Source organism: Mesorhizobium kamtschaticum, from assembly GCF_056174585.1.
The window spans coordinates 122,728-143,713 of the sequence record NZ_JBWBWI020000002.1 but is presented as its reverse complement, the minus strand read 5'-3'; the positions used below and the strand labels follow the sequence as shown (position 1 = coordinate 143,713).

19 protein-coding genes and 5 pseudogenes are annotated in these 20,986 nt (G+C 58.1%); 16 read left to right on the top strand and 8 right to left on the bottom strand.

The genetic code is table 11. From position 1 onward, the window contains the following. Nucleotides 1–212: 212 nt before the first annotated feature. From AC0V7N_RS36390 to AC0V7N_RS36375, 4 genes are all read right to left on the bottom strand, one after another. The gene (locus tag AC0V7N_RS36390) at nucleotides 213–704 is read right to left on the bottom strand and encodes an Lrp/AsnC ligand binding domain-containing protein (protein WP_496628306.1); all 492 of its coding nucleotides are present in this window, start codon (nucleotides 702–704) and stop codon (nucleotides 213–215) included. A 160-nt stretch (nucleotides 705–864) separates the two neighbouring features. Beyond that, nucleotides 865–1,896 carry an NAD(P)-dependent oxidoreductase gene (locus AC0V7N_RS36385; RefSeq protein ID WP_496628305.1) on the bottom strand — a complete coding sequence of 344 codons (1,032 nt, stop codon included), beginning with the start codon at nucleotides 1,894–1,896 and terminating at the stop codon, nucleotides 865–867. 244 nt (nucleotides 1,897–2,140) lie between these two features. Further along, the gene (locus AC0V7N_RS36380) at nucleotides 2,141–2,830 is read right to left on the bottom strand and encodes an aspartate/glutamate racemase family protein (RefSeq protein ID WP_496628304.1); all 690 of its coding nucleotides are present in this window, start codon (nucleotides 2,828–2,830) and stop codon (nucleotides 2,141–2,143) included. Between the two features lie 12 nt (nucleotides 2,831–2,842). Further along, entirely contained in the window at nucleotides 2,843–4,009 is a 1,167-nt protein-coding gene (locus tag AC0V7N_RS36375; RefSeq protein WP_496628303.1) for a M24 family metallopeptidase, read from the bottom strand. Between the two features lie 245 nt (nucleotides 4,010–4,254). Between AC0V7N_RS36375 and ehuR the strand changes: the two genes are divergently transcribed. The 11 genes and pseudogenes from ehuR (at nucleotide 4,255) to tnpC (AC0V7N_RS36320) (ending at nucleotide 14,320) form a co-directional block, all read left to right on the top strand. Next, nucleotides 4,255–5,514, top strand: coding sequence for a MocR-like ectoine utilization transcription factor EhuR (gene ehuR, locus AC0V7N_RS36370; protein ID WP_496628302.1), 1,260 nt, complete (start codon nucleotides 4,255–4,257; stop codon nucleotides 5,512–5,514). Between the two features lie 305 nt (nucleotides 5,515–5,819). Continuing rightward, a complete protein-coding gene (gene ehuB, locus AC0V7N_RS36365; protein ID WP_496628301.1) occupies nucleotides 5,820–6,701 on the top strand; it encodes an ectoine/hydroxyectoine ABC transporter substrate-binding protein EhuB in 882 nt (293 codons plus the stop codon). A 106-nt stretch (nucleotides 6,702–6,807) separates the two neighbouring features. Continuing rightward, nucleotides 6,808–7,593 (top strand): ectoine/hydroxyectoine ABC transporter ATP-binding protein EhuA, encoded by a 786-nt coding sequence (gene ehuA / locus AC0V7N_RS36360; RefSeq protein ID WP_496628300.1) that lies wholly within the window; start codon nucleotides 6,808–6,810, stop codon nucleotides 7,591–7,593. A gap of 54 nt (nucleotides 7,594–7,647) precedes the next feature. After that, entirely contained in the window at nucleotides 7,648–8,319 is a 672-nt protein-coding gene (ehuC, locus tag AC0V7N_RS36355) for an ectoine/hydroxyectoine ABC transporter permease subunit EhuC (protein WP_496628299.1), read from the top strand. A 4-nt stretch (nucleotides 8,320–8,323) separates the two neighbouring features. Continuing rightward, on the top strand, nucleotides 8,324–8,983 hold the full coding sequence (gene ehuD, locus AC0V7N_RS36350) for an ectoine/hydroxyectoine ABC transporter permease subunit EhuD (protein WP_496628298.1): 660 nt from the start codon (nucleotides 8,324–8,326) through the stop codon (nucleotides 8,981–8,983). 98 nt (nucleotides 8,984–9,081) lie between these two features. Next, entirely contained in the window at nucleotides 9,082–10,170 is a 1,089-nt protein-coding gene (locus AC0V7N_RS36345; protein ID WP_496628297.1) for a DUF2817 domain-containing protein, read from the top strand. A 403-nt stretch (nucleotides 10,171–10,573) separates the two neighbouring features. Beyond that, nucleotides 10,574–11,158, top strand: a complete 585-nt coding sequence (locus AC0V7N_RS36340) for an ureidoglycolate lyase (protein ID WP_496628296.1) — start codon at nucleotides 10,574–10,576, stop codon at nucleotides 11,156–11,158. A gap of 297 nt (nucleotides 11,159–11,455) precedes the next feature. Next, nucleotides 11,456–11,761: pseudogene (locus AC0V7N_RS36335) on the top strand (DDE-type integrase/transposase/recombinase); the annotation flags it as partial. 188 nt (nucleotides 11,762–11,949) lie between these two features. Beyond that, nucleotides 11,950–12,258, top strand: a complete 309-nt coding sequence (locus tag AC0V7N_RS36330) for a transposase (protein WP_496628295.1) — start codon at nucleotides 11,950–11,952, stop codon at nucleotides 12,256–12,258. Further along, nucleotides 12,255–12,605, top strand: coding sequence for an IS66 family insertion sequence element accessory protein TnpB (gene tnpB / locus AC0V7N_RS36325; protein ID WP_475439150.1), 351 nt, complete (start codon nucleotides 12,255–12,257; stop codon nucleotides 12,603–12,605). The genes AC0V7N_RS36330 and tnpB (AC0V7N_RS36325) overlap by 4 nt, the downstream gene beginning before the upstream one ends. Nucleotides 12,606–12,676: 71 nt before the next feature. Next, complete coding sequence (gene tnpC, locus AC0V7N_RS36320) at nucleotides 12,677–14,320, top strand: IS66 family transposase (RefSeq protein WP_496628294.1); 1,644 nt, start codon at nucleotides 12,677–12,679, stop codon at nucleotides 14,318–14,320. 38 nt (nucleotides 14,321–14,358) lie between these two features. On the opposite strand, the gene AC0V7N_RS36315 is transcribed toward tnpC (AC0V7N_RS36320), so the two are convergent. Next, nucleotides 14,359–15,519: an IS110 family RNA-guided transposase gene (locus AC0V7N_RS36315; protein ID WP_496628293.1), complete on the bottom strand. Its 1,161-nt coding sequence runs from the start codon at nucleotides 15,517–15,519 to the stop codon at nucleotides 14,359–14,361. A 74-nt stretch (nucleotides 15,520–15,593) separates the two neighbouring features. On the opposite strand from AC0V7N_RS36315, the pseudogene AC0V7N_RS36310 reads away from it, so the two are divergent. From AC0V7N_RS36310 to AC0V7N_RS36290, 5 genes and pseudogenes are all read left to right on the top strand, one after another. Next, nucleotides 15,594–15,758, top strand: a pseudogene (locus AC0V7N_RS36310) (transposase domain-containing protein); the annotation flags it as partial. Then, a complete protein-coding gene (locus AC0V7N_RS36305) occupies nucleotides 15,750–16,493 on the top strand; it encodes a UPF0149 family protein (protein ID WP_496628423.1) in 744 nt (247 codons plus the stop codon). The pseudogene AC0V7N_RS36310 and the gene AC0V7N_RS36305, both read left to right, overlap by 9 nt. Then, a pseudogene (gene tnpB, locus AC0V7N_RS36300) lies at nucleotides 16,492–16,662 on the top strand (IS66 family insertion sequence element accessory protein TnpB); the annotation flags it as partial. The gene AC0V7N_RS36305 and the pseudogene tnpB (AC0V7N_RS36300), both read left to right, overlap by 2 nt. A gap of 44 nt (nucleotides 16,663–16,706) precedes the next feature. Then, nucleotides 16,707–18,392, top strand: coding sequence for an IS66 family transposase (tnpC, locus tag AC0V7N_RS36295; protein ID WP_496628292.1), 1,686 nt, complete (start codon nucleotides 16,707–16,709; stop codon nucleotides 18,390–18,392). Between the two features lie 70 nt (nucleotides 18,393–18,462). Next, a pseudogene (locus AC0V7N_RS36290) lies at nucleotides 18,463–18,615 on the top strand (transposase domain-containing protein); the annotation flags it as partial. A gap of 78 nt (nucleotides 18,616–18,693) precedes the next feature. Here AC0V7N_RS36290 and AC0V7N_RS36285 read toward each other — a convergent pair. The 3 genes and pseudogenes from AC0V7N_RS36285 to AC0V7N_RS36275 form a co-directional block, all read right to left on the bottom strand. Beyond that, nucleotides 18,694–19,287 (bottom strand): annotated as a pseudogene (locus AC0V7N_RS36285) (IS21 family transposase); the annotation flags it as partial. 477 nt (nucleotides 19,288–19,764) lie between these two features. Continuing rightward, nucleotides 19,765–20,139, bottom strand: coding sequence for an avidin/streptavidin family protein (locus AC0V7N_RS36280; RefSeq protein ID WP_496628291.1), 375 nt, complete (start codon nucleotides 20,137–20,139; stop codon nucleotides 19,765–19,767). 186 nt (nucleotides 20,140–20,325) lie between these two features. Next, a complete protein-coding gene (locus AC0V7N_RS36275) occupies nucleotides 20,326–20,775 on the bottom strand; it encodes a hypothetical protein (RefSeq protein WP_496628290.1) in 450 nt (149 codons plus the stop codon). Between the last annotated feature and the right edge of the window lie 211 nt (nucleotides 20,776–20,986).

Sequence of the window (20,986 nt, the reverse complement as noted above, 5' to 3'; positions counted from 1 at the left end):
GCGCCGGGGAGAATGGCATTCAGCAAAGGGGAAGCGACATTCCTACTTTGCAGAAGTGGGACATTTTAACTTTGCTCGTACAAAGTCGCATAAGTTTCATTATGGAACTTGACGAATCCCATCAGTAATCAATGGCTTGTCGCTGTACCGATAATATGCATTATGTTAAATTGAGTTACCTAAGCCTGCGATAACATTTCTCTGCGCGCGCGTTACGATTGCGCCGGCAATAGGTCGGCCACCGGCAAAACGGTCTCGTCCTTCACCGTCTTGGTGACCACGTAGGTGAAGTAACGGTCGATGCCGATCTCGCGATCGAGCAAGGCGTCGACCAGCCGCTGATAGGCGTCGATGTCGCGCGCCATCACCTTCAGAACATAGTCGACGCCGCCGCCCACCGACCAGCAGGCGACCACCTCGGGGATGTCGCGGATGACGCGTTCGAAGCGGTCGAAATCGGCCTGGCGGTGGCTGGCCAGCGTCACCTGCATCAGCACGGTGGCTACCGGCGCGATCAGACGCATGGCGATGCTGGCGTGATAGCCCGAGACGATGCCAGCCTTTTCCAGCTTGCGAAGCCGCATCCAGCACGGCGTCGGCGACAGTCCGACCTTGTCGGCGAGCGCGAGCTTAGTGATGCGCCCGTCGCGTTGGATCGCGTCAAGGATCTTCAGGTCAATGAGATCGAGTCTTTGAAACGCCACGCTCACTATCCATTGCGATCCCGCTCGCGGTTGCTTTCGCCCCGATTAAAGCAGAAGCCGTGCAATCGTCGCCATCAAAAAGAATGGGCACACCAAATGCCCATCCAGATCCGATGTATCAAGCGCAACCGTGCTCTACGACAGGACGAGCGCAGAATCTTCAGTAACCAAGATCTAGGCTGACCTCCCGCTTCATCGGTTTTCCAGAAAAGAACTCAACCAGGTTCTCTGTGCCCCATTCGATGTTGCGTCGGAGCACGTCCTCCGCGTTCGCAGCCTGATCGTCTGAAGTGAGCACGTTTGGAAGCTTGTGTACTCCCAAGCGGGAGCCCCAAGGTGTCATTGGGAAGGTACGCCCGTAGTCGTAGTGCCACCAAACGTCAGCTGCAAAGCCGGCAATTTGACCGGAGGTCAAGGCGTCATAAAGGGGTTTCTCCTTGATCAGCATTCCACGAGCAATGTTGATCAGATAGGCGGAAGGCTTCATTGCAGCGAGCTCAGCTGCTCCGAAGAATCCATGCGTTTCCTTTGTGTCGGGCGTCGCGAGAACGACGTAGTCACATTTCGGCAAGACACTGTGCAACTCATCGATGCCGTGCATGACGTCCACGTGCTCCACCGATGGGCCAGTCTTAGAACGGCGCACGCCAAGTACATGCATATCAAACGCTTTGGCATACTTAGCGATCCGCCCGCCGATATTACCTACGCCAATGATGCCAATCGTCCGACCATGCAACATCGACGACTGGGTGTCCGGCGCAAAGATAGGAAATATCATCCTGCCTTCATCCATGGCACGATGCTTAAACAGTGTCCTTTTCGCGAGAGCCAGAAGGAACATCATTGCATGTTCAGCAACCGCAACTCCGTTAGAGCCGCTGATATTAGCGAGTTTTATATCACGCTTTCTAAATTGGTCGACGGCCCCCGACGTCACAAGGTCGTCAACACCTGAATGCATCCAAGAGAAGACCTTTAGCTTCTCAGTGAGCTTGAGTAGGCCGTCAGGCAGACTGAGGCCAAGGATGGCATCTGCTTCAGGCGCTAGATGCTTCACGTCATCGAGAGCACAATCGAAACGAGATAGGAATTCGCCCTCTGGCGCAATAACTTCGGCTCCATCAGGAAACATTGATTTGATGGCCTGTTTTTCGTCTTCGGATGCGTACCATAAACAAAGTACTTTCATTGCCCATCTCTCCCATAGTGAGGTTGTTGTAAAATGCGACCTGACGATTTTGCGTCGGGCTGGCTATCGACTGCTGTTCTGCCGGCAACGTCTCAAGCGACGAGAACGGGTAGAAGCTTGCGTCCGCGAAAGATGCCAGTTTGTGGTTTGCCGAACCCGCATCTCCAAAAGACGCCACCCTTTCCTCGGCGACTCCCGAGCCCTGCGCCCGTGGGAATTGAACGCGGCCTAATGCATCGAGTGATCATGACTGCGACAACGACGCATGCGCTGCAGAAATGATGTCAAAGGTGGGCCGCTGAAGCATGCTTTGGATCTGAGGAACAAACGGCGAAAACGCACAGCATTCGACAATGATCGCCCCGAGGTTTTCGTTTCCCAGCGAGCGTTCGCAAACTCGGTTCAGTGTAGCGCCGATAAGATCCCAGTCGTAAGCCGCGTCGGGTCGGTTGATCTGCCGCCAAGCCTCCGTTCCCTCGATCCCGGCCTTGATGATTCGGTCGACCTGGAGCTGTGGCCATGCAGCTAGCAAATGGGCGTCAGATAGCGCCGTGGAATCAAAGCATATGACTGCGATCTTCTGGCTCTCGGGCGTTATGGCTGCGAGAACCGGAAGAAGAAGTAGGCTAGATGTCAGGGTAGGCAGGCCGACGGTTTCTTTGATGTCGTTGTGATAAAGTACTGAGTACCCGCAATTCGAGATGATCGCTGCACATCCTCGATCCTTAAGCCGGCGAGCGGCTTGGAGATAAGAATCCCGTACATGAGGGAGATCGTGAAGTATGTCAGGCACCGAAACGCCTTCAACAACTTCTTCAATCGTGCCTTGTGAGAAATTTTCCGTCCCACCTAAGCACCTCGACGGACTGCGGTCCGGCTTAGGCTCATCGAGCAAAAGTAAACCTATCGGATTTGGTTCCCGGGTCGACGTCAACAGAACGATCCTTTAAGGTACAACGAACAATTCACGCGGCATTCGGGACAAGGATTCACAACCCTTATGCATCACGCGGATCGTCTCACTCAGGACAAAGCTGAGTTCGCCCTGCCACATCCCAAGAATTACGTGAAAAACCATGTTGGGCTGAAGTTCGGTCTCATCTCCGGGCCTCAGGCTTGCCGTGTGCTCACCCCAATCGGGCGGATAGCCCAAGCCGATGGAGTAGCCAATCCGTGATGGTTTGTTCAGACCATGCCGAGAAATCACACTCCGCCAGACTTGTTCAATTTCCGAGCATATACGCCCCGGAGCGATGGCAGAGATCACGCCCTCCATCCCTTCCCGCACGACAGCAGCAAGTTGGCGTAATTGCTCAGGCGGGGTACCCAAATAGACACTTCTCGCAAGGCCAGCATGATAGCGAGCTCGACAGCCGCCAAGTTCGATGTTGACCACCACGTCGCTGCCTACAGGATCATCGGTCCACGAAAGGTGGGGTGCATCTGCTCGGGGGCCAATCCCCATAACCAACCCGCCAGGGACAGCCCCTCCGAATGTTTCAGTCCCGGCAATCTGGGCCTGCGCGATCCGCGCAGCCAAGTCGCATTGCCTGATGGCCGGGGTGATGGCATCGATTCCAACCATCATAGCGCGATCCGCTATGACGTTCGCCTGTCTAATGAGGTCGACTTCCGCATCTGACTTGATGATGCGAACCCAGTTGACCAGATTCGAACCGTCCTTGAAGGTGCATTTCGGCAGCGAAGATTGCAGCCTCTCGAAGCATCGCGCGGTAAAGTAATAGTTGTCCATTTCGACGCCAACGACGCGATTGCCGAGGCCTCTTCGATCCAGCTCTTGAGCGACAAACTCCATAGGATGTCGTTCCGTCGACTGAACATAGTGGTCGGGGTATCCAACGATATCGCCAGTTGGCAGATATGCCGTGCTGGTCGCACAGGGGACATCGATGCCACGGCCCACCCAAACCGGCTGGTGATCGAGTGCGACGATAACGACCTGGTGCGTGTAGAATGACCAAGCGTCGTATCCAGTTAGATAGTTCATGTTCTCCGGCGAAGTAATCAGCAGCACCTCAATGCGGCGCCGCATCATCTCTTCCTTGGTTCGCGCAAGGCGTCGCGCGTACTCGTCTAATTCGAATTGGGGCATCGTGGCTCTCTTTGCATCTCGCATCATAGCTGATACGACGCTCAGGGACCATGTCAATTGCTGTATTGGATCATCTCAATATTTGGCGAAATGGGAGCGAACATGCGTTGGACTTGGAAGCCGGTGCTGTCCTCATCAGAAGGCGTGCGATACCAGGCGATAGCGGACGCCATCGCCGCCGCAATTGATTCCGGCGAACTTCGTCCGGGGGAAGACTGCCTCCCCAACGCGACTTGTCATTTCGCATGGGGGTCAGTGTTCAGACTGTCTTTCGAGCCTATGCCGAACTCGAGCGCCGCGGTCTCGTGTCCGGGGAAGTCGGGCGCGGTACCTACGTGCGGTACGCCAACCTCGATAAGGTGCCTGGCTCGATCGTCGACAAGAGGGAAGAAGACCTTTTGGATTTCTCGACTATGGCGCCAATCGTCGGAGAGAAGCATGTCCAGGCACTCCGAGATATGCTCGCATCTCTATCGAGATCGCGAGAGCTGGAATCCCTGCTTGCACACAGGCCTATCGTGGGATTGCATCACCATCGAAGCTTGGGAGCGGATTGGCTGAAGACCTTAGGCTTAAACGCTTCACCAGAGACGATATTGATCACGAATGGCTGCCAGCACGGCCTTTGGGTCGCCCTTGCATCTCTAACGGAACCGGGCGATGTCGTCGCGGCCGATCATCTCGTCGACAGCAGCGTGATCACAGAGTCCGCGATCCTCAAACTGCAGCTTCGCGGGTTAGCTAGCGACGAAAGGGGCGTTCTTCCGGACGCCTTTGCCGCGCTGTGTGGCCGTGAACGGGTGAGAGTCCTCTGCCTTACCCCAACACTTAACAATCCAACCGCGAGTTTTATGGACGAGGAACGACGCGGCGCTATCGCTGAAATCGCTAGAAAGTTCAACGTCTGGATCATAGAGGACGACGTCTTCGGTCCGCTGGTCGACAAGCGTCCGCCACCAATAGCCGCGTTCGCTCCGGAGCGGACATGCTATGCGACAAGCTTTTCCAAGAGCGTAATGCATTCCCTTAGAACCGGTTATCTGCTGGTCCCCGAGGACTTGGTCTCGAGAGCAGTTTCACGGTTAAGGACGACAGGCTGGATGTCGAATTCATTTGTCGCCGAGATCAGTTGCAGATGGCTTTCCGATGGAACGACGACAGAATTGATTGCCTGGCAGAGGCAGAAGCTGGCGCAGCGCCATAAGATTCTCGACCGGGCTCTAAATCTAAAAGGTGATCAAAAGAATCCGCGTCCGACATCGCTACACGTTTGGCTGCCGCTCCCCGGGCTGTGGCGCACGGGACCTTTCGTCGAAGAGGCGAGACGGAGGGGGCTTTTGGTCACAGGACCGGATCCTTTTATCGTCGGTCGGGAGGCGGACCCCCACGCTGTGAGGCTAACGATCGGCGATTCCGTTCGCAACGATGACGACTTCAAGCGTGGGGTCGAAACGTTGGCGCAACTGTTAGCCAGCGACCCTGAGCCGGGTTTGCCGCCTGTCTGACCGACAGTTCATCTAGCATTTGCCCAGTTTTCGCGATCAGATTTCCACTGTCGCCGGTAGCGGCAACGGGCTGAAATCGAGCCAAAAGCAGCGATTCAGCGCCACGATCAATTGGATCATACCAATTTGACAATTGACATGCATGACCCCTGCTGAAAATGTGAGATCAGTCGGCAAAGCAAAGGTCATGCGCACAACCGGCGTTGCATAAGCACACCAGTCGTACCGATAAGAGCCTTACGAGGTTCGCCGATTTCGATGCGGCGCGTAGCCACTTCAAAAAATGAAAACAAAGGGGAACGAACATGAAAAACTTCCTTAGTTCTATTCCTGTCGGGCGTACATTCTGCGCGGTAGTAGCGACTGCCGCTCTTGCGCTCTCGTCGATAGGCATTCGGGCAGCCGGGGCCGAGGATGTAATAAGCGCGCTCAAGCAGAAGGGCACAATCACGTCAGGCGTTGCGAACGAGGCGCCTTGGATGATCGTGGGATCGGACGGCGCGGTCTCAGGCATCGGACCCGACGTTGATCGTGAGGCGCTCGCGGCAACCGGCATCGCCAATTATGCAGCGCAGGTGATGGACTACGGTGCAATGATCCCGGCGCTCCAGGCTCGCCGGGTCGATGTAATCTCGTCAGGTGCTCTAATGATCAAGCCTGCGCGTTGCGAGCAGGTTGTCTACTCGGAACCGGTTGTCTGCAATTCCGAGGGCTTCATGATGAAGAAGTCCCTCCAGAGTAAAATTCAAAGCTACAAGGACGTCGCGGATGCGAACCTTCGCATAGGCGTCTGTGGCGGCTGCTCTGAGCAGAAACTAGCAACTGACGCGGGCATTTCGCCTCAGAACATGATGATCTTCCCTGACGGTGTTAGCGCGGTGAAGATGCTTCAAGACGACCGAATTGACCTGTTCGCACTGCCAGATGCCTCTTTGGAGGCCCTCCAAAAACAGTCTCCGGATGCCAACCTGGCAGTTGTCTTTCCTGTTAAGGGAACGGCCATCGGCTGTGGCGCTGCCGCATTTAATAAGGAAGACGTGGCCCTCCGCGACCTCTACAACCAAGGGTTGGCAAAGATCGTCGCCAACGGCCGCTATGCAGAGATGATGGCGAAGTATGGTCTGTCAGCGCACGTAGCCTTGCGTGAAGGCCAAACGACCGCGGCTTTGTGCTCCGGTTCGAAATGAAGTCTTGCTGACTGGCGGCGTCCAGCCACTCTCGGTTGGACGCCGCCGTAGTAGCGGGTTTTTAGCGCTGATCCCTCTAGCTGAACGCAACATGCAAGGATCCGATATGACGAACCCTGCGGTGGAGTTTCGGGGAGTCCGCAAGCACTATGGCGGGAAATCCGTCCTCAATGACCTGTCGTTCTCCGTGCAGAACGGGGAACGGCTGGCATTGATCGGGCCTTCGGGCTCGGGCAAGACAACCGTGCTGCGCATCCTTATGACGCTGGAGAACATTGACGGCGGAGACGTCCTTGTTGGAGGGCAATCGGTATTTTCAGAAGTACGAAACGGTTTGCGGCAAGCAGCTTCTAATCGGCATTTGACCCGCATGCGAAGCCAGCTTGGAATGGTGTTTCAGCACTTCAACCTCTTTCCCCATAAGACGGTTCTGGAAAACGTCACCCTGGCGCCAATCCTGACGAAACAGAGCAGCCCGAAAGAGGCACGACGGGCCGGCCTCGATCTGCTTCAGATGGTCGGACTCGAGGACAAGGCCAACGAACGTCCTGCAGCATTGTCTGGAGGACAAAAGCAGCGGGTCGGTATCGCCAGGGCGCTGGCGCTAAAGCCACGGATACTTCTGTTTGACGAAATTACGTCCGCCCTCGACCCGGAACTTGTCGAAGAGGTGCTTGCCGTGATCACAAAACTGGGAAAAGAGACGGATGTGACTATGTTGCTCGTCACGCATGAGATGAGCTTTGCCCATGATTTTGCTGACCGTGTGCTCTTTATGGACGCAGGCTCAATCGTCGAAGAGGGAACACCCGACAAGATTTTCCGCGCGCCGTCCTGCGAACGGACAAAAGCGTTTTTGAAGAAGATCATAGCTGCCGGCCAACGTCTTTGACGCGACTGTTGACGGCTGGTTGACCGATTCAGAACCGGCGAAGGTATTTTCTCGATGTGGCTTTTCGACCAAGCGTTCGGCTATTTTCTGCTCATCCTGCAAGGTGCGTGGGTGACAGTTGAAATCACGATTGCCGGCAGCCTTGTCGCGCTGCCTGCAGCCCTGCTCGCTGGCCTCGGCAGGTTATCGCGAATCGCGCCAATTCGCTGGATAAGCACCACCTACATTGAATTCTTTCGCGGTACGTCCGTGATCGTTCAGCTTTTTTGGGTCTATTTCGCACTGCCACTCTTCGACATTCGCCTTTCTCCCTTCCAAGCGGGTACCCTGGCGATCGGACTGAACGTAGGAGCCTATGCAGCCGAAGTCGTCCGGGCAGCGGTGCGCGCTGTGCCGAAAGACCAGTTGGAAGCGGCGGTCGCCTTGAATCTCAGCCGCAGTCAGTCGTTGTGGCACATCGTCTTGCCGCAGGCCTTCGTGATCATGCTGCCGGCTCTCGGCAATGCAGGAATTGACCTCCTGAAGGCAACTTCAGTTGTTTCGCTCATCTCGCTCGGGGACATGACCTTCAATGCGCAAATCGTACGAATGCAGACCGGCCAGACTGCAGGACCATACCTCTCAATTCTCGTCATGTATTTCATTTTGGCCTCTTTGATCGCGTGGGGCACGCGAAGCCTGGAGAGGCGCGTCAACCTTGGCCTCGACCGAAGCTGGAAGGCCTGACCTCATGACTTGGGACTGGCAATTTGTAGGAAAAATTCTGCCAGACATGCTGGCCGGCTTGCTAGTGACTATCGAAGCCACGCTGCTTGGCTCGGTTCTCGCGATGACACTTGGATTGCTCTTTGCCTTCGGTCAACGTGTCCAAAGCGCAGCCTTGCGGCGCGCGACCAGGTTTTTCGTCGAGTTCATCCGACGGACGCCATTGCTCGTACAGTTGTACTTCCTTTTCTATATCCTTCCCGATTGGGGTATCATCCTATCCCCACTCACTTGCGGCGTTTTCGGGCTGGGCTTGCATTATGCTGCATACACGTCCGAGGTTTATCGCGGCGGTATCGACAATGTACCGCGCGGTCAGTGGGATGCTGCGAAAGCTTGCAACCTGTCTTCTTGGCACACTTGGTGGCAGATCATTTTGCCTCAGGCTATCCCGCCAATGATACCGGTTCTGGCCAACTACTTCATCGCCATGTTCAAAGAAACTCCTATCTTGTCAGTCATTTCGGTGATGGAGGTTATGGGTGTAGCGCGGCAAGAAGCGAACATGTCTTACCGCTATCTCGAACCTATATCGATGGTTGGACTGCTGTTTCTGGTGATCAGTATCCCCGGGATAATCCTGACCAGGCACTTGGATCGGTTCTTTAACTCGGCCCCGCGCTAGGCGACTGGCGCGAACTGTGGGCGGACAAAATAGGCCAACGACCTTATCCCATCGAATTGTTGCTTAACTCAGCCGGCCGTCGGTCATGGAGTGGAATGATGTCAGGTTTGGAGAATGGTTTCTCGGTCGACTATCAGCAAGCAAGACTCAAGTTTCGCGATGCCGCTACGAAAGCCGACGCGGTGTTAGCCGAGTTTCGCCATCCCGGTCGCGGGCCCAGTGACGAAGTCTTGTCTACGGATGTTGCTGTTTTTGGGGACTCGACGCTTCCGAACCTTGCGATCGTGATGACAGGACTACACGGCGTTGAAGGCCTCTGTGGGGCGGGGTGTCTAGTTGGACTTCTAGAAGAGAGGATCGTCAACGAACGAAGCGGCGATACTGCTGTGCTGCTGGTCCACGCTCTTAACCCGTATGCTTTCGCACACCTCAGGCGAGTGAACGAGGACAACGTTGACCTCAACCGAAATTTCATCGACTATAAGAAGCCGTTCCCGAGAAACGATGAGTACCGCAAATTACACGGAAGCCTACTCCCAGAATGCTGGGTAGGCCCCTCTCGAGACGCTGCAGAAAGCGCGCTCCGCCTTTACGAACAGGCCAACGGGCATGAGAATTTCATCTCGGCAGTGACGCAGGGTCAATACGAGTTCCCCGGCGGTCTCTTCTATGGTGGTCGAGCACCTGCCTTTTCCAACTTACTCTGGCGACGAATGCTTGCTGAGTATGGCTCCCAACGAAAGCGTGTATGCGTCATTGACATTCATAGTGGGCTTGGACCTCGCGGATATGGCGAAATTCAGTTCGAACGTGGTCCGATGGAACCAGAATACCAGCGAGCTCAAACCTGGTATCGGGGCGCGGTGACAACTGCAGAAAACGGCTCATCATCATCGGCAGCCATTACGGGCTACAGTGCGATCGCTGTTGCAGAAACCTTGTGCACGGCCGAACGCACTTGCGTGACGCTCGAATATGGCACCGTTGAATTGGAGCAGGTTTTGAGTGCGCTTCGAGGAGACCATTGGTTGCATGCGAGCGCATCGAACGACACGCGCATAACGCGGGAAATTAAGCAGAACATGCGTGACGCATATTTTATCGACGAACGTGCGTGGAAACGCGACGTCGCGGAGCGCGCAGTCGAGGTGTTCCGTTGGAGTTTGGAGGGATTGTCCGAGTGCTGATGACCTGCTCCCCTGGAAAGTCTTCGCTTTGAGGTTAGCCTATTCTCTGGAAGAGGAGACGGGCAATGAAACCATTCAGGTTCACGGACGAACAGATCATTGGCATCCTGAAGGAGCAAGGAATATCGCGGCTGCCATTTCTTCTCTTTAGAACGCCCATGAAAATGGCGTGACTTATGGCAACTATTCAACATCTTACAAGAATGGAAATATTCCGGCCTCTGTTACGCTCGGCGCGATCTGCTTTTGTTGGCCAAAACGTCAAAGCATACGAATCATTACCAGCGTGACGTCCTCCGGTGTCGAGAACTCAGCGCTTGCATCAATGTGCTTATACAACATTCACGTCGTTAACACGTCGCGTTACACCCGTGGCCTATCAAAAATATAGGAGGAATATTATATGGTATCGGCAACTGAAGTGACTAGAGTATCCATATCTGTGCCTGTTGCGCCGCTTGACGCAGAAGCGTTCCGGCCCTTCGGCTCGGTGATCAAGGGTGGGCTTCCAGAGGCCGCATTCTCTGGTCCGTTCGCTGGCCACCCTTTCCGAATGATCGAGTTTCCTTTCGTTATGGATGGCACGGCCTGGCTGGGGATCGTCCGCTTCCCGTCCGCAGAGATGGTCCTCACCGGCTTTGAAAGTCACGTGACGGAGTGCGAAACTCGACTTGCACTTGGAACGCCTGCAGTTTTCATTGTGGCTGAGCAGGCTCCGGGAGAAAGCGGCCCAGACCCGGATTCTGTTCGCGCCTTCCTTATTCCTTCATCCTGCGGTGTTATCTTACACAAAGGTACCTGGCACGGAGTTTGGACCTTTCCTGTCTGCGCACCTTTTGCTGACTTTCTCTTCTTTGGAGCGAAGGAAGTAGAAGCAGAACTGCAGGCATACAGTGAGGGACAAACGCTCGAACAAACCCGGACCTTCGATTTTAGTAATCAAGGGATCCGCTTTCTTGTCAGCGACCCACACCGGCTTCTAACCTAATGTCCTTGAACCTCATTTAGAACCGCAGCGGAGCTGTTCGTAGCGGTGTGTGAGATCAACCTTGGCCCAACTTGAACAGTTGGATGTGAATGGACAGCGAACACTGTCCGTTAAGCTATTGAATTCATTTGCATTGAATTTCCGGCGCGAAAATGTGTGGTAACAACATTTGTGCTGTCATCCCTGTTCTGTATGGATTTGATGGCATTTATTCGCTAACAACGCTGGCATGTTTGTCGTTGAGAGAGTCGCGCGCGGCCATCGCTATCTCTACCTCGTGGAAAGTGTCCGCGACGGCTCGCCGTTCGCAAGCGTGGCGGCCGCAAGCGGGCTTTGGGAACGCGAGCGCCGATGGCGATTCCCCAGCACCCGAACCAGCGTTGGAGCCTCGACTTTGTCGCCGACACGCTGGCCGATGGCCGCCGCTTCCGCATCCTGTGCGTCATCGACGACTTCAGCCGGGAATGCCTGGCCGCAGTGGTTGACAACTCGCTGTCAGGCGAACGCGTGGTGCGGGAGTTGGATGCGATCGCCGAATGGCGCGGCTATCCACTGATGGTGGTCAGCGACAACGGAACCGAACTCACCTCGAACGCCATGCTGTAAGCGATGCGCCCAGGCACCTTGCAAGAGGCCGATGAACATGGAGGTTTCGGGCCATGACATTGGAACATGCAAGGGGCGATATGGTCGCCGAGTTAAGGGGTGCCGCTGCGGCGGCCGAAGATCTTGCAACCGTGCCCGGGCGCGTACGGCAACGAAGGCTGTGGAGTTGCACTGAGAAGCGCGCGTTGGTCGACCTGGCGAGCGCGGCGGGGTCGTCGGTGACCGAGGTCGCGGACGCGTTCGGCGTAGCTCCGTCACAGCTCTACGCCTGGCGCAAGCAGATGGCCGGCGGCGAGCTCGATGCCGATCAGGCGATGGCGACCTTCGCGCGGATCGACGTGAGTGACCTGCCCGGTGTCGAACGCCCCGTCGCCGATTGCCCGGACGCGGCCGGCAGGATCGTCGTGGCTTTTCCGAGCGGCGCGCGATTGCGGATCGACGGGATCGTCGATCCGACAGCACTGCGCATCGTCCTGGCGGAGTTGACCAGGTGATCACGGTGGTGCCGACCGACCGGATTTACTTGTGCTGCGGCGCGACCGACATGCGTCGCGGGATCAACAGCCTGGCGCGGATGGTGCAGCAGGTGCTCGCGCTCGACCCGCACACCGGCGCAATCTTCTGCTTCCGTGGACACAAGGGTCATATCATCAAGATTCTGGCGCATGACGACCAGGGGTTCTGTCTGTTCACCAAGCGGCTGACCGATGGTTGTTTCGCCTGGCCAACCACCAAGGATCAGGTCGCCGTGTCGCTCACCAAGGCGCAGCTTTCGCTGCTTTTGGACGGGATCGATTGGCGCCGGCCGAGCAAGATTTATCGACCGCGTTTGGCTGGCTGATTTTGATGTTTCTTATTGATTTTGTGTTGATTCTTCTTCCGTGACGAGGGTCTTTCGGGTATAGGTTTTGGGTGTCGGAACAAGCTCCCTCAACCGCTGATTTCTTCGCTCGGATCGCCCTTCTGGAGGCGGCCGTTTCTGCCCGTGACATCACCATCGCCGAACGCGATGAACAGCTGCGAAGAGAGCGCGTCGAGGCCGCACTTCGCATCCAGCGCCTGCAGCTGCGGATCGATCGCTTCAACCGCAAGGCCTTCGGCCGCTCCTCCGAGAAGCTCGGCCAGATGCAGCTCGAACTCGAAGATCTCGAGACCGATTTCGCCGCCAGCGTGCCCGATATCGAGCTGCCCATCGTTGCTGACAGCGACAAGGTGCGGGTGTTGCCGGTTCGCAAGCTCAACCCCAACCTGCCGCGCAGGCGGGTCGTTCGCGAGCCGTCTTGCGCATGTTGCCCGGGCTGCGGCGGCGATCTGCGCGCCATGGGCGAAGATAGCGACGAGATGCTCGATCTGGTCGCCCAGGCCTGGCAGGTGATTGAGACCGTTCGACCCAAGTATAGCTGCCGGACCTGCGATAAAATCATCCAGGCGCCCGCACCAGCCAAGGCCATTGCGCGCGGCAAGCTCAGCTATGCCGCGCTCGCCCATATCATGATGGCCAAGTGGGGTTATCATCTGCCCTTCTACCGTCAGGTACAGATGATGGCCGCCAAGGGCGTCGATATCGAGCGATCCACGCTTGCGCGCAGCGCCGGCTACGCCGCCGCCTTGCTCGATCCCATCTACAACCGCATCCGTGAGATCGGCCGTACCCGCACCAAGATTCACACCGACGACACGCGGCATCCGATCCTGGCGCCCGGCACCGGCAAGACACACAAGGGCGCGCTCTGGGTTTATGTCGCCGACGATCGCAACTCGGGTTCGAAGGAGCCGCCGATCGCCTGGTATCGCGCCACCATGGGCCGCGCCGGCGAGAGCGTGATGAGCGAGCTCGCCGGATTTACCGGCACGCTCCAGGCCGACGGATTCAGCGGCTATAACCAGCTCTACAAGGGCGGCGCCATTCGAGAAGCTGCCTGCCTGGCCCATCTACGTCGCAAGATATTCGACGTTCACGACAGCCAGCCGACCGAGCTCAGCACGACGGCGATGGCCGGTATCCAGGCGATCTACCGGATCGAGGAAGAGATACGGGGGCTCCCGCCCGCCGAGCGATTGGCCGCACGACGAATGCGGACCCGACCACTGGTCCGCGCGCTGCGACGACAGCTCATGCGCCAGGGCAAGGGTTTGTCGCGCCATGCCGATATCGCCAAGGCCTTCGCCTATGGCACCAACCGATGGCGCGCGTTCAATCGCTTCCTCTACGATGGCCAGCTCGAGCCCGACAACCTGATCGCGGAGCGGGCCATTCGTGGATTTACGGTCGGAAGGCGTAATTGGCTCACATGGGGATTTGCGGGTCAAGATGTTCGATCAGGATTCGATGGTAAATCTCCGCTCGTTACTGCGTATCCAAGGTCTGAGCCCGTTTGCGTGACCCGGCCCGTTTCCGATGCCGCTTCAAACTCACATCCGGTCGCCGCTCTCATCGGCCGCACCAATATCCCGCTTGCGTCGGGCAAAGGCTCAGGAGGGCGGGACCATTCTTTTCTTCGGCTTTTTAAGCCAAGCCAAATTGCCGGTCCGCTCACCTGGATCCGCCGGAGCTGATCAAGCTCCGGAAGATTGAAAGGGGGAAGCGTTTGTTTTCAGGCCGTTGTCTCGGCTCCTTCCGGCACAACCCCGGCGGTCACATATTTCCAGAAGGCGATCAGCAACTTTCGCGCCAAGGCAACGATCAGCACTTTCCGAACTCGGCCACCATTGAGCTGTACACGCTGATGAAACCACAGGGTCAGCATCGAACGGGGCTGATGCCTTACCCACAACCAAGCGAGCTGGATCATGGTCGTTCGCAGCCGGGGGTTTCCGGCTTTGGAGACACCTTGTTCGTGCGCGACGGATCCGCTCCGCCAGGGCGTCGGCGCCAATCCGGCATAAGCGGCAACCTGCCGTCGGTTGGAAAAGCTTCGGAACAATCCCTCCGACCACAGGACGCCGGCGAATTCCGGGCCAATCCCCCTCAAATTCTTTAACATTGCTCCTGGCGCTGGCGTGCCTTCGTGCGACGGGCTGAGCACAGCATCCCGTTCAGCCTCTACGGACTTGATCTGTTGAAGTGTGAGTTCGAGACGATCAAGTTCGCGCCCAATCTGTGCCTTCAAATGCTTAGGTAGCGGACGACCGTCGCCGGTCCTGAGTTCCTCAAGCCGTTCCCGTCTTTTGCGCAATAACGGCTCATAGTCTGAGATGCCCTGGGCGAAGAGCAGCCCCTTGATCCGATTGACGTGCTCGACCCGTTCCGCTGTCAACGTCTTGCGCTCGCGGCAGACCCGGCGGCGATCCTCCTCTTGTGGGGTCGGTGCTCGAACCATGGCGCACACCCGCGGCTCGCCTCGCTTGTACGCCAGCAACGCGCGCACCAGAGCTTCCCCGTCGATCTTGTCAGTCTTCGCCCGTCGACGTCGGCGCGACGTCGCAATTGAAGCGGGGTCCACGACGTGGCTTTCGGCCCGTCCGTCCTGCAGCAAGCGGTGGATCCAAAAGCCGTCGAGGCCCGCCTCTTGAATCACGATGATTGGAACGACCTGCCCCGTGCGGACCTGCACCTTGTCCTTGAGCTGAGAGAACCGTGCCCATAGTCCAGCGACGTCACCGCTGCGAACCGTATGCTTTGACATCTTTTCGCTGCCTGGCGACAACGATGTAATCAGCCAGGTCGATCGACTAAGTTCCAACGATACGAAAATTGCGCCAAGATCGGTGCGGATAGCGGTCGGCGCTTGGGATCGGTCAGTGATAATTTGCATGGTCGCCTCCAGAGTGGGTGGTTTAGCAACCCTCACTCTGCCAGAGCGTCGGTCGCTATCCACTCCCATGGGATCTTTTCTCGGGCAGCTTCGCCGCGGCAGAGCGGTCAGCGGTCGTGCTCAGCGTCATAGAGACCTGCAAGCTCTGCGGCGTCGATGCCGAGGCCTACATGGCCGACGTCACCGAGCGCATCCAGAATGATTGGCCAGCCTCGCGCTGGGACGAACTGATGCCGTGGAATTCGGGTGCGCCGCGAAGAGATGCAGCTCTCCTCGGCGGCATGAGCGCGCTAGATGACATGGCGCTGTCGGACGAGGCGCTCGAGGCCTGGATGGCCGCCAAGACCAACCGCCGCCCGCTGGTGCGGACCATGTCGGCGCTGGATGGCTTCGTAACGGCAGCGGTCACCGGGCCGCGCTACCCGGACCCGCAAGACTGGATGTGCCCGCTCATGGGGTTGCCGCGCGACGTCCTGGCCAAAGGGTCTGCAACCGATCACGCCGTGTTTGCCAGCGTCGCCAGGATCCACAACCGGATCAACGAGACGCTCTTCGACAGACCGCAGGATTATGCGCCCCGATTCGCAACCAAGCCCAGCGGCGGCATCGACCCCCGGCCGTGGTGCCAGGGGTTCTACGCGGCCATGAATCTCAACATCAAAAGCTGGAGACGGCTACTCGACCTCGACAACCCCAACCACGGCCTGCTGCTGCCGATCCTGATCTACTGCGTCGACAAAAGGGCAGGCCAGTCCTCGGCAAGCCCAGGCCGGGGCCCGAGACCGCGCATTTCATCGAACACGAGGCCTACAAAGACATCGCCCTCGTCATCCCCGCCCTACGCGAACTCCACTACGTCACCCGTTATGACGACCCGGAGTGATCGGCGCCGGCGCGCGGACCAACGACCGACCCGCCAAAAAGACACATCACCAGCGGTTTCAGGAAAGGTGCCTCGGCGCACCGCTTACTGATGGCCAAGGAGCATGCCTGTTCACAAAAAGACTCGAGCGCGGCCGCTTCATCTGGCCGACAGTTGAGGGCGGAGCTGTGACAGTATCTCCTGCACAGCTGAGTTATCTCTTGTCTGGGATAGACTGGCGGAACCCTCAGGAAACGTGGCGTCCGGCTCGGGTTGGGTAGCATTTTTTAATTGAAAATACGATGGAATGTGATTCAATCGGCATATGACTTCGAAGCCGGTTGAGCTCCCCTCGGATCTTGCCAGCGCCTACGTGGCGCTGCTGGCTGAGCGTGAGGCGTTGCAGACTGAACGCGATGTGGCGGTCGCGGATGCTGCCAACTGGCAGGCTGAAGCCGCCAACGCGCACGCCATGCTGTCCGACACCGAGGCCCGGATTGCGTATCTCGAGCTGCGCATCGAGAAGCTGAAACGCGAACTGTACGGGCAGCGCTCCGAGCGCACGGCGCGGCTGATCGAGCAGTTGGAATTGGAACTCGAAGACCTCGTCACCTCGGCGACCGAGGACGAGCTTGCCGCGCAGGCCGCGGCGGCGAAGACGCAGAAGGTCCGACCGTTCACGCGCAAGCGACCGGTGCGCAAGCCATGGCCGGATGACATCGAACACGAGCGCGTCGTCATCGACCCTCCAACTGCCTGCGCCTGCTGCGGCGGATCGCGGCTGTCGAAACTGGGTGAGGACGTGACCGAGACGCTGGAAGAGATCCCGCGCCGGTTCAAGCTGATCGAGACGGTGCGCGAAAAGTTCACTTGCCGCGACTGCGAGAAGATCACCCAGCCGCCAGCGCCGTTCCATGCCACGCCGCGCGGCTTCATCGGTCCCCGACTGCTGGCGACAATCCTGTTCGACAAGTTCGGCATGCATGCTCCACTCAACCGACAGAGCGCGCGCTTCAAGGCCGAGGGGATCGACCTGCCGCTGGCGACGCTGGCCGATCAGGTCGGCCACGGAACCTTCGCCGTCATGCCGCTCTTCCAGCTGATCGAGCGCCATGTGCTCGCGGCCGAGCGCCTTCATGGCGACGACACCACCATTCGCATCCTGGCGAAGGGCAAGTGCACGACCGGGCGCATCTGGACCTATACGCGCGACGACCGGCCCTTCGCCGGGCCTGCGCCGCCGGCGGCGATCTATTACGCCTCGAGCGACAGGCGCGGCGAGCATCCTCAGAAACATCTGGCCGGATTCAGCGGCATCCTTCAGTGCGACTGTTACAGTGGCTTTGAGCCGTTGTTCGACCCGCAGCGAAAGGAGCAGCCGATCACGCCCGCCTTTTGCTACGCCCATGCGCGGCGCGGATTCTTCGAATTGGCCGACATCGCGAAAAAGGCCCGAGATGGCAAGAAGGGCAAACCGATCTCCCCGATCGCGCTGGAGGCGGTCAGGCGCCTCGACGCGCTGTTCGAGATCGAGCGCGCCATCAACGGCCGCAGCGCTGACGAGCGGTATGCCGTGCGCCAGGAGCAGAGCAAACCACTTCTCGACGACATGCACGCCTGGTTGCTCCGCGAGCGCGATACCCTCTCGCGCTCTTCCGAGGTCCTGAAGCCGATCAACTACATGCTCAGGCGCTGGGCCGACTTCGCCCGCTTCATCGACGACGGCAGAATCTGCCTCAGCAACAACGCGGCCGAAAGAGCGCTGCGTGGCATTGCTCTGGGAAGGCGCAACTGGACCTTCGCCGGTTCCCAGCGCGGCGCCGACCGCGCCGCCGTTATGCTTACCCTCATCACCACGGCACGCCTCAACGACGTCGACCCGAAAGCCTGGCTCGCCGACGTCCTGGCCCGCATTGCCGATCTTCCCGCCTCGCGTCTGCACGAATTACTGCCTTGGCAATGGAAGCGCCTGCGCGAAGCCGACAAGGCCGTCGATCAGCAGGCCGCCTGACCTTCACGCATCGCCATCATAGAGCCCGCCGCGCCCACGCGCGCGTGCCAATCATGCGGCCTTCGTCGTATGCGTACTCAACGACGTCGACCCGAAAGCCTGGCTCGCCGACGTCCTGGCCCGCATTGCCGATCTTCCCGCCTCGCGTCTGCACGAATTACTGCCTTGGCAATGGAAGCGCCTGCGCGAAGCCGACAAGGCCGTCGATCAGCAGGCCGCCTGACCTTCACGCATCGCCATCATAGAGCCCGCCGCGCCCACGCGCGCGTGCCAATCATGCGGCCTTCGTCGTATGCGTACAGACTTGCTGGCTGGATTGCCAGACCACCCGCCGGAAGCTGCGCCGCGAATAGCGCAGCGTCATCACGAACAGGCGGGGACGACGGTACCGGCCGCTCTTGGGATCGATCGTCAGCGCGCCCTCGCCATAGTCGACCTGAGCCTCCTCGCCGGGGAGGAACTCAAGACGATCAAACTGCTTGGGATCGCTTTGTCGCAACGTGCGCACAAACCGCTTGACGCTTTGATAGCTGGACGGAAAGCCAAACTGATCGACCAGGTCCTGGTAAATCGCCTGTGCATTTCGCTTCAGGCGGACCTGTTCTTCGATCCACGCCCGATGCACTTCGCAGGCCGAGCGGGCCAGGCTGCTGGTGACCGTCGCTCCCGACACCCCAGAAGCCGGTGGTCGGGGTGGAGGAATTTGGTCCTCCGCGCTTGCCGAGCCGGTGGTCACTTCCCCGGGGGAATTTGCCTCCGTAGCAGCCCGTTGCGCTCGGTAACGCCGTATCGTCTTGCGATCGACACCCGTCAGCCTTTGAATCTCGCGCTGGCTGGTGTTGCGATCAAGTAATGTCAGTACGGTGCTTTGCAGATGTGCCTTCAAGACGTACAACTCCCGGTCCCCTCGCTGTATGAAAGGGGATGAAAATAAACGTCCTGCCTTACCGGCTACCGCTGTTCAGTAGCGCTGCCGGTGACCATCAGGTGGGGGAGTTTCAAGTGACCATACCCGGGGGATTTTGACCGACCCACGGGGCTCGCCCGCCTGTCGAAGGCCGACATCGCGGGTGTGATGCGTGAGGCCGGATGCGCCGAGGATGCCGCAAAGGCCGTGGAGCGTGCTCCCAAGCCCGAGGGGGTACTGCAGGCCGAGAAGGAGCTGGATGGCAAGGGATGGCTCCCCGTAGCGCTCAGGGCACGAGAGAACGCCATTGAGACGCTATCGATCGCCGCCGAATAGTGGATTAAACATTCCAAGGAGCCGGGACAGCGATGTCCCGGCTTTTTTATACAGCCCAAGTTACGGGCGAGGGTGCCCTGGACCCGACCCTCGCGCTCCCACCCACCCTCTGATTAGGAAGGTCCTGGGCTACTTCTTCGTGAAATAGTCGGCGCCTGCATTGATCGACGCCCACTCGTCACCGTCGGCGACCTGTTTGGTCATTTGCCAGAGTGTTTTCAGACTCTTGCCTCCGGCTTCAAGCTGCCCGACCCAAGCGGTGATCGCCTGGAATTTGTCCCAATGAACAACGAACGAAATCAGGTCGCCGTCTGCAAACCCTGAGAGTTTACCCGTCGCCTGAGTACCGTCGTCGCTAACGGCACTCTTGTAGTCGCCGCTGATAACATCCTGCTTCTGCGTTAAAGTCGCCTCAGACTTCAATTCGTTGACCCACACACCAGTAAAATCGACTGCTGTACCTGTGCCTGCAAGGGCACGGCTGAGTGCTCTTTCGGAATGCATGAAACTCCCTCCACGATTACTGCGACAAGACCGTAGCGCAAAGAATTGTGATACGTCAGGGGAGTAGCAAAATATTTGCTGCTATTTTCGTTTTTGGCCGATGAGATCCCACCGTCGGGAAAAAATACGGTTGCACCAAGTCGGTGTCGGGATCGTGCTGTTTAAGCGTGGAGAAATGCATCGTGCTCATTTACTTTGAGCCTTTTTCCCCTTGGCCCGCTCTTTCAGACGCATCGAGCGATAGCGCTCACTTGCCGCAAAGGTGTGCTCGTGCGTGCGAAGCTTCGAAACCAGTGCCTGTAAGTGTGGGTTGTTGTCCACCGAGTCCTGAATGGAATCGATTGTGTGGCGCAGGAAATTTCCGCTGTTGCCAGCCAGGACACCATCCTCATTCACGCCGCACGCAATCTCGATCAGATTCAGCACCTCGCCCAGGTGGTTCTCCTTGAGCTCGGGGGACGCGTTGTCAAAGGCTCTCCACTCATCCCGAAGCGCCTGGTTGATCGTGAGATAAATGCCAGCCGACGCGGTGCGTCGGCCTGCAATGCCCTGCTGAATTGCGATGATCAGCGTTATGACCGCCGCAGGGAAGCCAGCTATAGTTACCCACGCAGCAATCGTCTCGGCCCAAGTCAAGCGAGCGGCTCAGTCGGTGGGCTTGGCAGTATCCGAGGGTGCGGCACTGTCTGTCGCAGGCTGCGCACCTCCGCTTGGAGGTGTAGCAGAGGGTTTCGGTTCAGGAGCCCAGTTCTCGAGGCGATCTCTGGCAGCCGAATTGGAAGTCGTCTTCTGAACCAGATCTTCACGAATTCTGCCGGCGCCGTATCCGGAATTTCGGTCGTTCTCA

Bases quoted from the DNA above. Each gene is read 5' to 3' on its own strand.
- AC0V7N_RS36385 (WP_496628305.1), bottom strand. From the start codon at position 1,896: ATGAAAGTACTTTGTTTATGGTACGCATCCGAAGACGAAAAACAGGCC.
- AC0V7N_RS36280 (WP_496628291.1), bottom strand. From the start codon at position 20,139: ATGCATTCCGAAAGAGCACTCAGCCGTGCCCTTGCAGGCACAGGTACA.
- AC0V7N_RS36345 (WP_496628297.1), top strand. From the start codon at position 9,082: ATGTCAGGTTTGGAGAATGGTTTCTCGGTCGACTATCAGCAAGCAAGA.
- tnpC (WP_496628292.1), top strand. From the start codon at position 16,707: ATGACTTCGAAGCCGGTTGAGCTCCCCTCGGATCTTGCCAGCGCCTAC.
- AC0V7N_RS36340 (WP_496628296.1), top strand. From the start codon at position 10,574: ATGGTATCGGCAACTGAAGTGACTAGAGTATCCATATCTGTGCCTGTT.
- AC0V7N_RS36375 (WP_496628303.1), bottom strand. From the start codon at position 4,009: ATGCCCCAATTCGAATTAGACGAGTACGCGCGACGCCTTGCGCGAACC.
- ehuB (WP_496628301.1), top strand. From the start codon at position 5,820: ATGAAAAACTTCCTTAGTTCTATTCCTGTCGGGCGTACATTCTGCGCG.
- ehuA (WP_496628300.1), top strand. From the start codon at position 6,808: ATGACGAACCCTGCGGTGGAGTTTCGGGGAGTCCGCAAGCACTATGGC.
- ehuC (WP_496628299.1), top strand. From the start codon at position 7,648: ATGTGGCTTTTCGACCAAGCGTTCGGCTATTTTCTGCTCATCCTGCAA.
- AC0V7N_RS36305 (WP_496628423.1), top strand. From the start codon at position 15,750: ATGCCGTGGAATTCGGGTGCGCCGCGAAGAGATGCAGCTCTCCTCGGC.
- ehuR (WP_496628302.1), top strand. From the start codon at position 4,255: ATGGGGGTCAGTGTTCAGACTGTCTTTCGAGCCTATGCCGAACTCGAG.
- AC0V7N_RS36315 (WP_496628293.1), bottom strand. From the start codon at position 15,519: ATGCAAATTATCACTGACCGATCCCAAGCGCCGACCGCTATCCGCACC.
- ehuD (WP_496628298.1), top strand. From the start codon at position 8,324: ATGACTTGGGACTGGCAATTTGTAGGAAAAATTCTGCCAGACATGCTG.